Below are 14407 nucleotides of genomic sequence, written 5' to 3' on the forward strand. Positions count from 1 at the left end.
GGAGACAAATCCAATGAATACAACGATTACAGCTCAACGTTCCCCATATCTATGGGAGCCATTGAGCGAACGAATAGAACAATCGCATATTAAAGCTTTTGCTGAAAATACCGGTCAGCCGCTTTTTCCATATGAACGGTTCCATCGCTGGTCCATTTCCCACATTTCAGAGTTTTGGTCAGCCGTATGGGATTATGCAGGAATTATCGGAGAAAAGGGAGACCGTGTGTTTATCCCTGGATCTTCGATGCCGGATAGTACATGGTTTCCGGAAGCACGATTGAATTTCGCCGAAAACCTGCTGCGCGGTTCTCTTGATCGGACCGTTGCCTATGAAGCGAATGAGGAAGGCGTTCACCGAAGCATTACTTTAGAAGAGCTAAGGACATCCGTTGCCAAAGCACAGGAAGGTTTAAAACAGTTAGGTGTACAAAAAGGCGATTGTGTCGCCGGGGTCACAACGAACGATATCCAGGGGTTGGTCGCCTTGCTTGCTACGACCTCACTCGGGGCGACCTGGACATCCTGCTCCCCTGACTTCGGGACGAAAGGAATCGTCGACCGTATTGGTCAGGTGAAACCGAAAGTATTGATTGCTACACTGTCTTATCAATATAAGCAAAAACCATTCCAAATCGAGGACAAAATCAAGCAGACGACGGAACATCTGGAAGGACTATCCGCGCTTGTCACTTTCGGAGGAGAAACGGATATCGAAGGAATAGAATCTCTTTCCTGGAACGAGCTTTGCCATAATGAAGCAAAAGAGCCAGCGTTCGAACACGTCCCTTTTAACCATCCCTTATATATTTTATATACATCGGGAACAACGGGACTGCCGAAAGCGATTGTCCATTCAGTCGGTGGGACCCTCCTGCAACATGTGAAAGAGCACCAGTTGCATTGCGATGTCCAGCAAAATGATGTGTTGTTCTGGTACACCAATACCGCCTGGATGATGTACCCATGGCTCGTTTCAGGGTTAGCCAGTGAAGCGGCCATCCTGTTGTATGACGGCTCCCCTGTAAGGCAGGATTCCCTCACCCATTTGTGGGACATTGCCGATGAAGTTGGCATCACCCATTTCGGCACAAGTCCTAAGTACCTAGATACATTGATGAAAGCAGGTGTCGATCTGAAAAGCAGTCACTCGCTTGACTCTTTGAAAAGTCTACTATCCTGCGGGGCTCCCCTAGCACCAGAGCAATACAACTGGATCTATCAAACAATCAAACAGGACCTCTTCCTTGCTTCCATTTCCGGCGGAACGGAAATCATCGGCTGTTTTGTGATGGGATCACCCGTTCATCCACTGAAGCAAGGTGAAATCGCATGTAAAGCTTTAGGAATGGCGGTGGATGTATTGGATGAGCGAGGAGCATCTGTTTACGAAGAAAAGGGCGACCTTGTTTGTACGAAGCCATTCCCAAGCATGCCGCTCACCTTTTTCGGTGAAGGTGGAGAGGAACGTTACCGGAAGAGCTATTTTTCCAAACGACCAGGGATCTGGACACATGGGGACTTAGCGGAACAGACCATTGACCAATCGTTCATCATTTATGGACGTGCCGATACGACATTGAATCCAGGTGGCGTCCGGATTGGTACGGCAGAAATTTACGGTGTCGTCGATCATATCAAAGAAGTCAAAGACAGCGTCGTTTTCGGATTACCGAAAGATAACGACGAAGAAATCATCCTTTGTGTGGTGACGGAAAACCTTACAGAAGATTCGGCAAAAGAAATACGCTCGCAAATCAAGGTGAAAGCTTCTCCCCGTCATGTACCGAAGCGGATTTATCAAGTGGAAGAAATTCCTCATACCATCAATGGAAAAAGAGTCGAAGGAGCAGCGAAAACAGCCGCTTTAGGAGAAGAAGTAAAAAACGAAGCGTCCTTACGTAATCCATCCAGCTTACAAGCATTTCGTCAGCTTTCAGAAAGGGAGTTCGTGTAATGGCCAGCCAAATTCAAGGGGCGATCACCGGAATTGGTGAGCTGAAGCCCGTCCGTTATTCAGAAGGAAAAACCACCTTAAGTTTAATTGCCGAATCCGTCCGTCTCGCCATCCAGGATGCCGGCATCTCAAAGGAAGATATCGACGGTCTGCTCGTCGGACCACAAGTCGGGGAAACCCCGCAGCATGTGCCGGCGACGGTTTCTGAGTATCTAGGAATCGATCCCACCATGTCCAACACGGTGGATCTCGGCGGAGCGACCGGGCCGGGGATGATCTGGAGAGCAGCCGCAGCCATCCAGGCAGGCATGTGCGAAACCGTCGTCTGTGTCTTAGCCAACAAAAATGAAAAAGGCGAAACACTAAGGTCTCCAAACCGTAATCCAATCCGCGAATTTGATGTGCCTTTCGGGGCATCGGGAGCGAATACTTCCTATGCCCTCTTAAAGAGACAGCACATGGAAGAGCACGGATCCACCCAGGAGGACTTTGCAAGGATCGCTTATTGGGCCAGAAAGAATGCCCAGTTGAACCCGGACGCGATTTTTTATAATAAACCCGTTGAAGTCGAAGGTATCCTCGCCTCTCCTATGATTGCCGATCCGCTTCACCTGCTGGAAATCGTCATGCCTGTTGCCGGTGGAGCAGCTGTCGTCGTCACATCTGCGGAAAAAGCTGCCGAAGGGAAGCATAAACCAGTCTATTTAAAAGGAGCTGGTGAAAAGATCACCCACCGGGCGGTCAGCCAGGCGCCAAGTATAGACGCTCTTCCATTCAATTACTCCATCCCGAGAGCGCTTGAACAAGCGCGGACAAACGTGGAAGACATTGACCTTTTCTCCCTGTATGACTGTTATACAAGTGTCGTTGCAACAACCCTTGAAAGTGCAGGTCTATGTAAGCCAGGTGAGTTCGGAGAGTTTGTCAAAAACCATAGCTTCGGTCATGACGGAGATTATCCATTGAACACGCATGGCGGCCAGCTAGGCTTTGGTCAAGCGGATTTGGCAGGCGGCATGTCGCATGTCGTAGAAGCTGTCCATCAATTAAGAGGCGAAGCTGGAAACCGACAAATCCCTAATGCTAAAAAAGCACTCGTGACAGGGAACGGAGCCACCTTAAGTGAAACAACGGCCCTTGTGTTAGGAGGAGAACAATGAGCCAACACCCAAACATTTCTTTACCAAGTCCCACGATTACACCCGTTAGTCAGCCTTTTTGGGAAGGCATCCAAGCAGGACACCTCAGCCTTCAACAATGTGACAGATGTGAGCAATGGGTCTTCTACCCTCGCGAACATTGTCCCCATTGTTTTCATGATTCGTTAACATGGAAAAAAGCGTCCGGACGAGGCAGGTTGAAAACGTGGAGTGTGATCCACCGGGCCGGACATCCAGCCTGGCAGGAACATACGCCCTATGTGGTCGGCGTGGTCGTCCTTGAGGAAGGACCTTCTCTATTGACGCATGTGTTGGTAGACGAAACAGACTTAACTTATAACATGAAAGTGGAAATGGAAATCAGTGAAATCGGACCACACCCATTACCATTCTTCAAAAAACAGGAGGAAACGATATGATCCTTACTTATTTCATAGCTGTTGCTTTATTCTGGTTGCTCGGACTATTCATATGGAAGAATTTTTACACGACGAAGAAAGGAGAACGATAAACGATGCTTACAAGTTCCAGTGTATTACTATGGACCGTCATCCTTTTATTAGCTGTATACTTTGCCGCTGTGACGTGGGTGGGTAAAAAAGGGCGGGCTCACAGCCAGTCGATGTCCGGCTTTGCTACGGCCCGGGGAAAAGTGAGTCCCTGGCTTGTCGGCGCAAGTTTTGCCACCTCTTACGCCAGTGCCAACCTTTTCATCGGAGTCCCAGGCCTCGCCTACGAACACGGGACCGCCGTACTCTGGTACACCCTTGGCTGCTTTGGCGTTTCCTGGGTCGGACTCCTTCTATTCGCCAAAACGTTCTGGCGTTACGGGAAAAAATTCGGTCATGTGTCGACACTTCCGGAGTGGCTTGGAAAACGTTATAACTCAAAAGCCCTGCAAGCCATCGTCTCTTTACTAATCTTATTCAATGTTTATTATATCGTCGGGCAGAATGTCGGACTTGCGACCATTTTTGAAACCGTCATCGGGATCCCCTACTTCTGGGGCATCATCATCGGTGTGGCGATCACGATTCTTTACATCGGTCTTGGCGGAGCCTTCGCGCAAATCATCACGGACGGCATCCAAGGCATCCTTATGGCGATCACCTCAATCTTCATCGTTGTATCCTTTTTCTGGACCATCGGTGGAGGTTGGAATGTCTTCGGTGTGCTGACCGATCGCCTGCATAGCATCGACCCGAACCTGACCGCTGCTATTGCAGACGGCGGTCCTTATAACAGTGCGCTCGCTATCATGGCCGTGCAGTTCCTTCTATTCAGTTTCGTACTGATGCCACACCTGTTGAACAAAGTGCTGTCTATTGAAAAAGAGGAAGACCTGGCTCCATTCACGTTATCCGCAGGGTTGGTGCTCTGCATCATTTCTACACTGATGGTCCTCGGTGGACTCGCTGCCCGCGTACTTTTCCCGAGCTTGCAAAGTGCCGATGCGGCCATTCCAACCTATGTCATTGAGGCTTTCCCAAGTGTAATCGCAGCCATCATGATTGTCGGAATCATCTCGGCGATTTTATCCAGTACGGACAGTCTGTACTTAGGAATCACGACAAGTATCGGCAACGACTTGTACCGTGTTGTCGCACCATTCCTGACTTCAAGGAAAATGTCTGCGCAAGAACTGGACAATAAATCGTTGAAAGTTGCGAAAGGATCCCTGATTGTCGTCGGACTCCTGTCCCTCTACTTCTCCTTAGAACGACCAGAGTCCCTGGCCTTTCTGATCCAATTCAGCTTTTCTGCGATCATATCCGGAATCATCGCACCAATCACCCTCGGGTATTTCTGGAACAGGGCGAATCATTATGGAGCCATCGCAGCTGTCGTTACCGGGGCTTCCTTGTATGTCACCTTTACGACTCTTAACTTAATTGGAAATATCTTTATTGCGATGTTCTTTAGTGCAGCTGCTGCCTTTGTGATCATGGGCATAGTGAGTGTACTGACTGCAAAAGCGATGGAAGAGAAGTTGGTGTTGGAGAAATCTAGTTAACCTTGAAAGTGTCTGTCCCTGACGTGTAAATCAAGATTATTAGTGGTGTACATGTTCATATCTAAATATAATCTAAAAAAGCGTGGTAATAGTCGCTTAAACGCTATTACCACGCTAAATTAAAAACTCTAAAGAATTCTACAAAACTCTACTTTGTATAATTGTTTGTTCAACAAAACCAATCTTATTCCTCATATAGAACTGCATCCATGGAAGGAATGGTAATTTCATAACCCGCCACAGACTCATAAGTTTTTGAACCAGTCATTTCCCCATACACGGTAATAGTATCCTCACTAACTATTCCTTCCATTCCATCTGCATCTTCTACAGTTACATACACCACTTGATCTAAATCTCCATCAATAGCTAATCGAATAACAGAATAATTATCCAAATACCTAAAAGTGGAATTATCTACTTCTTCTGTTTGTATTTGAAGAACTTCTCCTGTAAAGGACAGAGGTGTTCCTTCATATTTGGAAGGATTTTTTTCTAACTCCTTGTATGATATTTGTTCTGTTTTATAATGTGCATAAATATCATCAATTGGGTGAGCATCTTTAATTTCATAGTTATCATAAAAGTAAACTTTTAAACCCTCATCATTTTCCGAGGCAAAAAAGTCTTGACCTTTTTCTTCCATTGTATTAATAAGTTCAGAATACTTTTGATTAAATTCATCTTCTGAGCCAATCTGCTCTTTTATGAATGAATTGACTTCTCCTGTAGAATTAATATTTATTGTTGTGTACAAAATTGAGTTAGGCAATAGCAAACCATTAAAGTCAGCATTCTCATATGTATAAGTAATCAAACCATCTTTTACTGTAGTTTCCTTTTCCTCTGGAATTAGCCGCAGTGTATATGAAAAATATGGATCATATTGTTCTCCCCAACTATCAGGAAATGAAGTTGAAAAACGCGCGATTTCAACTACTGTCCCCTCAGGTAGTCCTGTTTCATATTCAACGTGGAAAGAATTTTCCTCTACATTATAATCTGATGTTTTTAGTGATATATTAAAACTGTTCTTATCAAGTTCTACAGACTCTTCTTCCCCACGATCTGAAAGTTCAGTCCCTTCTGCAACTTCTCCATATTGATTTTCTGCTGAGGAAAACTGGATAGATATCAAGATCAATCCTATTATCCCAGCTACGCTTCCAATACTAATACCAAACAACTTTAAAGCTTTCTTCCTTTTCTTTTTAATAAGAGATACAACACCTGCTATTAAAAAAAAGACAAATCCAAAAAGGAAAATCCAACTCAAAACCCAAATTAATGAATCCACTTAATAACCCCCTCATATAATCTGCGATTATATATCCCTCTTGGATTAGAATATTGAATTAATTCAAATTCACCATAATAAGAATATACCAGGAATATTATACTATACATTTGTAGATTGTGTATCCAATATTTTCGAAAAAAGCACGTTCGGGATTAAAAGTCACTACAATCCAATGAAGAGCTAAACAACAAAAGATTGATCCCAAAAATATAATTGTAACAGGACCTTATCAAACAATGACCGTTCCCATACCCCCCTACAAACAATATATTTGTAGGGGGTGTAATTTTGCATTAGGTAAACTGGAGAGGATTCGTTACCTCCATTTCAAACCTCTGCCCCTAAACTATGGACACTAAGCACTTCTTATTTTTTATTTTTAGGACATTAACACAAGATTAGATGAGTATAATTACATGATTGCCTTTGATTAGTTTTCAAACGAAAGGAGGGGTACATAAGCAGCACTTATATTCAAAGAGGAGTGGTAGCTATGCAACACTGTGCTAACTGTGAAGCAGCCTATCAAGGAGGAAAATTTTGTGGGAACTGTGGCAGGGCTTTTGAACCCCTGGAAAACGAAGCTAACCCGGGCACAACTTTCAATAGCAGCGATGCTGCTTCAGCCATGCCGGAAGCAAATCAAATTTCTCCTCAACCATTTGGACAAGGAGGCGCAGCTTTACCGGCTGTAACCAGAACAGGGAGTATCCAGGAGACGAAAGGTAATTTTATTGAATCTGTGAAAAGTTACTTCGAGTATCTGAAAGTGGTTTGCAAAGAACCCACCAGTGCTTTTCAAAAGGGAATTGATGATAACTTTTCGAGAGCAAGGAATACGTTCTTATTATTCCTTCTTTTCTCTGTACTTGCGGTTTATATTGCAACTCAAAAAGTAACAGATATGTTCGGCCTTTTTGGCTTCGGCTTTGATGTCCCGTTCATGGCCGTATTTTTCCCAGTCTTAATCACAGCACTCCTAGCCATCACAAGCGTCTGTGTCACTATGTTCTTTTTACTAAAAATAAGGAATCCTCAACCCCCATCCTTTAAGGAAGTATCCGGCAGGTTCGTTACCTTCCTGACGATACCAATGATCCTACTAGCGGTTACTTGTTTACTCTTATTACTTGGTCTTGTGTCTTTGGTTCCATTCACAAACGCGCTAATATTGTTTGGACTGGGAGCTAGTATTCCATTTACTCTTTACTCGTTGCATAATGACAGAAAGCTTGGCCTGGACCCTTTCCTCCATACCATGCTTACTTATTTAATTCTATTCATCCTTCTTCGTGTGGTAGTGAACCAAGTCATTGCCAGCATGACCGATATGTTCATGCCCTTTTAATGGATAGAAAAAGAACAGGTTTATCTTCAAGCTAATAGAAAAAGCGTGCGATCAAGATTAGGAAATCTTGATCGCACGCTTCTTTTATATCGTATTAGGAAGAATACACTCTCTATCCGTCACATTTCACACAAAAAAAGAGACGCTAAGCGCCTCTATTAATCTCGTCCAGTTTCTAAAATATCAATCTTCTCAATTTTATAGTTTCCATCTTCATCTATTATGAGCGTGTATTCTTTCTCACGATCATAATAAGTCTCATCGCCATTATGAGTAAAGATGAACTTTTCATGCATTAAAACCGTTGCACCATCAGACTTAGTTTCCACATCCAATGGTTTGTTCAGGGTGAAGTTAAAGTCAAAAGTGTCCTCCACTTCTGTTTCCATATAGTCCTTCAATTCATGGTAGGCGGTACTATCATCTAGTAAATAATCTTCGGCGATCGAAAAATCCACGGCATTCAAAGCCTCTGCATAAGCATTTCTAAAATCTATCACAAACTGGGCAGGATCCGTGGCTTGTAGATTTTGAACGGGTTCTTCCACTGGTATCTCTTCCACAGAAACCTCTAATTGAAAAACTCCGGAGTCTTCCATGATAGGAACCGTTTCCTTAAAGTCCTCCTCAAAGTCCATAGAGAAATATTCCTCATCATCGATTTTCCAACCATCGTCATAAACCATGCTATAGCTTATGGTGTTATTATAAAATCCAGGATCCCCCGGTCCGTCCTCGGTCAAAAAATGACTTTCAAAAGCTTCCATCCTTACATCTACCTGGATGAAATACTGACTATCTCGCTCCATCAGATATTTATTTCCCCGCGACATTTCCAAATTCTTCACCCAGAGCTGGGTCGTATGTCCTTCTTGATTCCATCCAGAAAAACTATCCCTTACATCTTCTCCAAAATCAGCGGTTACATGTTTTAATGGGAGCTCTCCCAGGGTCTCGAAGGATTTCAAGTAGGATTGATAATATTCCCCTATTATTTCCGCGATTTCACTTTCCATCTCCTCGGTGAATTCGAAGGTTACCATAACATTTTGTTCTTCCAATGCAATCGTGTCTGACTTCATTACGCCCCAAGGAAATTCCGCCTCCACTTCCACGTTTAACGAACCATCCAGCATGACGGGTCCATACGGTTCCCCTGAAAAAGGGTCGAAGTCTACCAGCTGTCCATTTACATACAGCTTGGCTGAATCAACAGGCATGGATTCTGTTAGAAAAGTGACCGTGTCTGCTTCCATTTGAAAGTACACATCATTACTGTAACGACCCCAAAGCTCCACTTTTTCCGTAGTATTCAAATCAGCGGTTTGATTTTTATAAGTAGCAGCAAATTGATAGATCCCGGGAAATAGCGGTCCATACTCCAGTCCTTCATCGTCTGCGGAAGCAGTGTACACCTCTTTTTCTCCATGGCTCACTTTTGTTCCTTTGTAATCCGTGTGTAGGGTGACATAGACCGGCTCCACGGCAAGTCGATATCGGTCAAAAAATAAGAACTTCCCGTCCTGTACGATGGTGATGAAATGATCTTCATCCAGCCATTCATCCCAGAATTCATCTTCCCGCGACTGAGTCTTATCTAACTGCCCTTGCAGTTCCTCCAATAATGCTTCTGCTTCCTCAGGATATTCTTTAAGGTAATCCAAAAACGCCTGCGTCCCCTCTTCATCTACTTTCTCAGCAGAGTCTTCAAAAATAAACAGATCAGCCAGAGCCTTGGCATCATCCTGCCCGACTGCTGTTTCGTACTTTTGAACAAGCTTGGGTTTCGAAGTCATATCGGATGCTATTATGTATGTTGTGACTAGAAAGAGAAAACCAATGATGCCAACGCCCCACCACAGTTTCTGTTTTTTTGTAAGTTTCTTCTTAGGACTGCTAAATTGAGGGAATGATTTTTTAGAAGTTGAATCAGATACAGGCTCGACAGGATGCCCGCACTCTAAACAAAACTTATTACCTTCGACCAGTTCTTTTCCACACTCTCTACAATAATTCATAAAGACCTCCTTGATCATAGGAATTTTGACGGGTCATACCCTTCAAAGCATCCTATGAAAATGAGAGGATAATCATACGATAATTTAATTTGTACAATTACATTATTTGGTTTAAAACGATTTTTACTTTAATGGGGAAAATCCTATATGGACTGGAAGATAAAAAGGTAATCACATTACAGGTGATGCTGGAATAATGAGCACAAGTTGTATGGTTCTTGTGCTCATTATTGAGGGTTAAAAATATGAATTTTACGCTCATGTGCCAGCCTTTATCCTATTATCGTTTTGTCCGCGGCTGTTTTTCTTCTTTACGATCATGAATTTTTGCATTTTTATTCGAAAGTTTTTTGTTTCCTTGCGCCATTATTATCCCTCCCTTCCCTCTTATTATTTCGAAATTTAAACGTTTTATAATGAGGCGCGGCACAGTTCTCTGGCTTCATTCGAATAGATATTACTGTTTGGTTCTTTATTGAAAATACGTCAAAACCGCTCCAAAGCATCCTAGCTTTGGAGCGGTTTTTTATCTAGAAAGCAGAATTTTTCTAAGGAGTTGTTTGTTAGAAGTTTCGCTTGATATATTCACGTTCCTCTTCTTCGCTCATAAGCCCCGTCGCCCTTCCGATCGTTCCGTTTTGCCATTCCCAAATGGTATTGTGAACAGTCACTGCGTTGGAGAAGTCACCCTTGTCCCATGCTTCCAACGACTTCTTATAAAAATCAAAATGTTCGTAATGGTCTTCGGTTCCTTCCACTGATTTCAATATTCCAAGCATATGGTCAATTTGCTCTGCCGTCATTTGTTGACTTCCGCGCTTTTCGTTTGCTCGAACCTTTTGATGCGTCATTTCGTGTAGTTCCTGCCTAAAAGAACGTTCAGAAGTAACACCATCTTTTTCGACTGCTTTTATTTCTTTTTGTTCCGTGGGTTCGTTGACTTCCTTCATGATCTGTTCTTGTTCTTTCGTCATGGAATTACCTTCTCCTTGGAATCCTGAAACCACAACCCAAACAATGGCCCCAATTACAATAAGAGATACTCCTCCTAACGAATACAATGACCACTTTAGAATTTTTTCCGCCATATAGTTCCCCGTCCCCTTTAATTGTTTATTTTCAGTGTGAAAACGCAAATAAGTCGTTCGACATTGCGTCTTTGTTCACATTAAAATTCGATACTTATGCGTGTCTGATGATCGTTCATCATTCAACTAGCACGTTCCCATCTTCTTCGTTTCTTTTTATATGAAGTATTTTCAACTACAAATTCTTCACATGAAAAGAAACGAAGTAGTCCTTTCCTTTAAGCTTTTCTTCCTTCCATTTTATTTGTTGCGTTAGAATCATTACAAACTACCAAAAATATCGTTGACGATAATTCCCTCATTGTAAGTAGCTTCTATGATATCGTGCTTATTTCCCCAACCTTATGTACGGTATTGCTCCATTGGTCGCATTAAATGAAATAAAAGAGCCTTCACCCCACTAATAATTAGACGATTTTATTAAGAGAAAAGACGGGAATCTAATGAGAAATTTTTGAAGAAGAGTCTAACAGATACCATTCAAATTAAATATGGTTATATGTACGTCCTGCAGGTCAGGCACCGCCATTAGTATTAGCGCTCTAACGTAGCGGTGGTCAGGCACTCATAAAAAAGGATCCTCCGCTCAACTAAGCGAAAGATCCCTTATTAATCGTCATCTTACTTCCAAGTTTACTTTATTCCCAAATTTCTCAAAGGACTGCAAACAAAAACGGAAAGTGAGCATGAACACCGGAACGACTAGAAAAAACATTAAGACTGGCATAACATAGACCATGGTTCCAGCCGCCAGCCACAAGAGCATAACGCCGAACGAGGTCGAACCATCTATGAATGCCTGAACAAATGAGTGTTTGATCAGTTCCCAGCCACGTATCTCAAAATGAACGAATATGGGTATGAGAAATGTGGTGGTTAAAAGGAAAAGGATAATTGCAACTCCTATAATGGATGAGAGGACGAGTTTAACTATGCCTTCCATCTGTAAGAAAAAGAGAGTATCCAGTACTAATACGAAACCTACTAGAAACCAGGCCGAAACGATCCACCCGGTTTTTATATAGCTTCGTAAACTACGAAAGTAATTTCTGCATACACTGTCTTTTTGGCCGACTTTCCAACTGCGGATGACATAGACCATAGCGGCGGTAGAAGGACCGATGGTGATGATTGGTAAACAGCCGATTACCCATAGAAGATTCAGCACAATCATATTGGAGATTGTCTTCATGAAGTTTGCAGCTTTTCCGTCTATTCCGAACATGTTACTCGCTCCTTCTTATGATTTCTCCGCCTTCTGAAGAGCGGTGGATAATTCCTGTACTTGATAATCAACCTTAACTTCCGAATCTCCCGCTTCCCACTCCAGCGTAAACACCTCTGTATCCATATAAAAAAGCTCTGTCATTACGAAAGTTCCTTGATTGAGGAAAATTTCCACCGAGCACTCATCTATGATCAACTCCATATCTTCCATATGCTTTAAAGGAGCCGAATCGACACTGGCAAAATGCTCAGAAAACTGGATATTCTTCACCCCTGTCCGGTCTAAAGAAAAAGTACTTGTGGATGGATCAAACTTCATTGTTACTTTTTCTCCTTCTCCTTTTATAGAAAGCTCAAATGGAACAGAAGGATACTCGTAATCAATGATGATATGGCTTTGCTTTGATAGTTTGTGAGAAGCAGTTTCTGCTGCTATTAAATGAAGAGACTTGGATTCTGTCCTTTCCACCAATGGAGATACGTCTACCGGTTTTTGAACGAATTGGTAGTCGCCTTCCACTTTTCGGAGAGAAAGTTTGCGCGGAATGGACATCGACCCACGGTAGGGATGTGTAGGGACTTCGTTCGCATACTGCCAATTACTCATCCACCCGATCCATAGGGGATAAGAAAGATTGCTCCACGTAACCGCGGCATAGAAATCTCTTCCAAAATCAGCCCATTTCACTTGGTCTTTCGGTTGATCACAATGAAAGACTTTCCCATCAAAGTCACCTGTGAAGTACTGGATGGCTGAGCCTCCGTTAGGTCCTCCAGGATTGATGCTGACGATCAGCACCCATTTTTCTCCCTCATCCGTTTGAAAACGAATCAGATCTGGACATTCCCATACACCACCGTGGGTTCCATACGCTTGACCAAACGAGGAGACATATGCCCAGTCCAGCAGATTTTCAGATTGATAAAAACGGATGTGATCCCCACATGCGAGCGTCACCATCCATACGTTCTCATAACGAAACACCTTTGGATCGCGAAAGTCCTTCAGTCCGGGATTTTCAATGATAGGGTTGTGGGGATACTTCGTCCACGAGCGCCCTTTATCTTTGGAATAGGCGATGCTCTGGGTTTCGTACCCTTCCTGATGATGGGTGAACAGGGCGATCATCACGGGTGTTTCGCCTTCCTGCAATCCGCTGGTATTTTGCTCATCCACCACAGCACTTCCTGAAAAAATTTGGCCATTCTCATCAGGGTATAAGGCGATCGGCAGGTGTTCCCAATGAAGAAGGTCCCGGCTGACAGCATGTCCCCAATGCATGGGTCCCCAAACTTTGCTTTTTGGATGATGTTGGTAGAATAAGTGGTATTCTCCTTCTAAATAACATAATCCATTCGGGTCATTGATCCAGTTTGATTCTGGGGTGAAATGAAAATGCGGTCGATAAAGTTGTTTTTCCATCTTTTACATCCTCCTTTTGTTATCCTTTCACACCGCTTGATGTGATTCCCTGTACGTAGTAACGCTGGAAGAAGATAAATATCAATACGACAGGGATAGTCGTTAACGTCAAGGCAGCCATGATCTGACCATATTCAATGTTGTTATCTGTAAACAAGTACTGGATTCCTACCTGAACCGTGCGAATCGACTCATCTGTCGCGACAATCAACGGCCACATGAAGTCACTCCAATGGGTCACAAAGGATAAAATCGCAGCGGTCGCAAACACAGGCTTCGAGTTTGGAACGACAATCTTCCAAAAAACCTGAAACGGATTCGCACCATCAATCTGTGCCGCTTCCTCCAGTTCATTCGGAATCCCTTTGAAGAATTGAATAAATAAGAAGATGCTAAACGCTTCTGCAATGAAAGGCACGATCAAAGACGGAAATTCATTGATCCACCCAAAGCTGTTTACTACAACATACAAAGGGATCAAGACACTTTCAAAAGGAACGACATAAAGAGCGATAATGACAACTAAAATGAACCCGCTTCCCGGAAACTTGAGCTTGACCAGGGCATAAGCACATAACGAATTGACGACTGTTCCGAGGATGACAATCATTCCAACAGAGAACAAACTGTTCCACATATACTTTAAGAAGTTCACACTGTCGGTGAATAAGATTGCTAAATAGTTATCAAAGTTTGCTTGCTTCGGTAAAAACGACTCCAGTCCCATGTCTTTGAAAATCAGCGTTTCTGGTTTTAATGAGGCAACAATCATCCAAAGAAGAGGGGATATGAATAAGAGACCCAGCAGGACAATAACAAGGGAGACTCCCAGTTTGTTCATACGTTTTTTCCATATTCGATTCATCCATCTT

Annotated in this window: 11 protein-coding genes; 5 read left to right on the forward strand and 6 right to left on the reverse strand. The window is 43.2% G+C overall.

What is annotated here, in order from left to right; all coding sequences use genetic code 11:
• Window positions 1–13 precede the first annotated feature (13 nt).
• The 4 genes from K2225_RS08335 (at window position 14) to K2225_RS08350 (ending at window position 5131) form a co-directional block, all read left to right on the forward strand.
• On the forward strand, window positions 14–1957 hold the full coding sequence (locus K2225_RS08335; protein ID WP_220584326.1) for an acetoacetate--CoA ligase: 1944 nt from the start codon (window positions 14–16) through the stop codon (window positions 1955–1957).
• Window positions 1957–3117 carry a thiolase family protein gene (locus K2225_RS08340; protein WP_220584327.1) on the forward strand — a complete coding sequence of 387 codons (1161 nt, stop codon included), beginning with the start codon at window positions 1957–1959 and terminating at the stop codon, window positions 3115–3117. Before K2225_RS08335 ends, K2225_RS08340 begins: the two co-directional genes overlap by 1 nt.
• Window positions 3114–3536, forward strand: coding sequence for a Zn-ribbon domain-containing OB-fold protein (locus K2225_RS08345; protein WP_220584328.1), 423 nt, complete (start codon window positions 3114–3116; stop codon window positions 3534–3536). Before K2225_RS08340 ends, K2225_RS08345 begins: the two co-directional genes overlap by 4 nt.
• 95 nt (window positions 3537–3631) lie before the next feature.
• Window positions 3632–5131 carry a sodium:solute symporter family protein gene (locus tag K2225_RS08350; protein WP_220584329.1) on the forward strand — a complete coding sequence of 500 codons (1500 nt, stop codon included), beginning with the start codon at window positions 3632–3634 and terminating at the stop codon, window positions 5129–5131.
• Window positions 5132–5315: 184 nt separating this feature from the next.
• On the opposite strand, the gene K2225_RS08355 is transcribed toward K2225_RS08350, so the two are convergent.
• Window positions 5316–6428 (reverse strand): hypothetical protein, encoded by a 1113-nt coding sequence (locus tag K2225_RS08355; RefSeq protein ID WP_220584330.1) that lies wholly within the window; start codon window positions 6426–6428, stop codon window positions 5316–5318.
• Between the two features lie 496 nt (window positions 6429–6924).
• Here K2225_RS08355 and K2225_RS08360 point away from each other — a divergent pair, with 496 nt between their 5' ends.
• Entirely contained in the window at window positions 6925–7779 is an 855-nt protein-coding gene (locus K2225_RS08360) for a hypothetical protein (protein WP_220584331.1), read from the forward strand.
• 158 nt (window positions 7780–7937) lie between these two features.
• Here the strand turns inward: K2225_RS08360 and K2225_RS08365 are convergent, their stop codons facing one another.
• The 5 genes from K2225_RS08365 to K2225_RS08385 all read right to left on the reverse strand — a co-directional run bounded on the left by K2225_RS08365 (window position 7938) and on the right by K2225_RS08385 (window position 14400).
• A complete protein-coding gene (locus K2225_RS08365; protein ID WP_220584332.1) occupies window positions 7938–9797 on the reverse strand; it encodes a zinc ribbon domain-containing protein in 1860 nt (619 codons plus the stop codon).
• Window positions 9798–10360: 563 nt separating this feature from the next.
• Window positions 10361–10771, reverse strand: coding sequence for a DUF6241 domain-containing protein (locus K2225_RS08370; protein ID WP_220584333.1), 411 nt, complete (start codon window positions 10769–10771; stop codon window positions 10361–10363).
• Between the two features lie 730 nt (window positions 10772–11501).
• Complete coding sequence (locus tag K2225_RS08375; protein WP_220584334.1) at window positions 11502–12110, reverse strand: YesL family protein; 609 nt, start codon at window positions 12108–12110, stop codon at window positions 11502–11504.
• A gap of 15 nt (window positions 12111–12125) precedes the next feature.
• The gene (locus K2225_RS08380) at window positions 12126–13535 is read right to left on the reverse strand and encodes a glycoside hydrolase family 32 protein (protein ID WP_220584335.1); all 1410 of its coding nucleotides are present in this window, start codon (window positions 13533–13535) and stop codon (window positions 12126–12128) included.
• Window positions 13536–13554: 19 nt separating this feature from the next.
• Complete coding sequence (locus tag K2225_RS08385) at window positions 13555–14400, reverse strand: carbohydrate ABC transporter permease (RefSeq protein ID WP_220584336.1); 846 nt, start codon at window positions 14398–14400, stop codon at window positions 13555–13557.
• Window positions 14401–14407: the final 7 nt, after the last annotated feature.

The sequence above is a fragment of the Halobacillus sp. Nhm2S1 genome (genome assembly GCF_019599545.1).
GTDB lineage: Bacteria > Bacillota > Bacilli > Bacillales > Halobacillaceae > Halobacillus.

Bases quoted from the DNA above. Each gene is read 5' to 3' on its own strand.
- K2225_RS08340 (WP_220584327.1), top strand. From the start codon at position 1,957: ATGGCCAGCCAAATTCAAGGGGCGATCACCGGAATTGGTGAGCTGAAG.
- K2225_RS08345 (WP_220584328.1), top strand. From the start codon at position 3,114: ATGAGCCAACACCCAAACATTTCTTTACCAAGTCCCACGATTACACCC.
- K2225_RS08370 (WP_220584333.1), bottom strand. From the start codon at position 10,771: ATGACGAAAGAACAAGAACAGATCATGAAGGAAGTCAACGAACCCACG.
- K2225_RS08335 (WP_220584326.1), top strand. From the start codon at position 14: ATGAATACAACGATTACAGCTCAACGTTCCCCATATCTATGGGAGCCA.
- K2225_RS08365 (WP_220584332.1), bottom strand. From the start codon at position 9,797: ATGAATTATTGTAGAGAGTGTGGAAAAGAACTGGTCGAAGGTAATAAG.
- K2225_RS08375 (WP_220584334.1), bottom strand. From the start codon at position 12,110: ATGTTCGGAATAGACGGAAAAGCTGCAAACTTCATGAAGACAATCTCC.
- K2225_RS08385 (WP_220584336.1), bottom strand. From the start codon at position 14,400: ATGAATCGAATATGGAAAAAACGTATGAACAAACTGGGAGTCTCCCTT.
- K2225_RS08360 (WP_220584331.1), top strand. From the start codon at position 6,925: ATGCAACACTGTGCTAACTGTGAAGCAGCCTATCAAGGAGGAAAATTT.
- K2225_RS08380 (WP_220584335.1), bottom strand. From the start codon at position 13,535: ATGGAAAAACAACTTTATCGACCGCATTTTCATTTCACCCCAGAATCA.
- K2225_RS08350 (WP_220584329.1), top strand. From the start codon at position 3,632: ATGCTTACAAGTTCCAGTGTATTACTATGGACCGTCATCCTTTTATTA.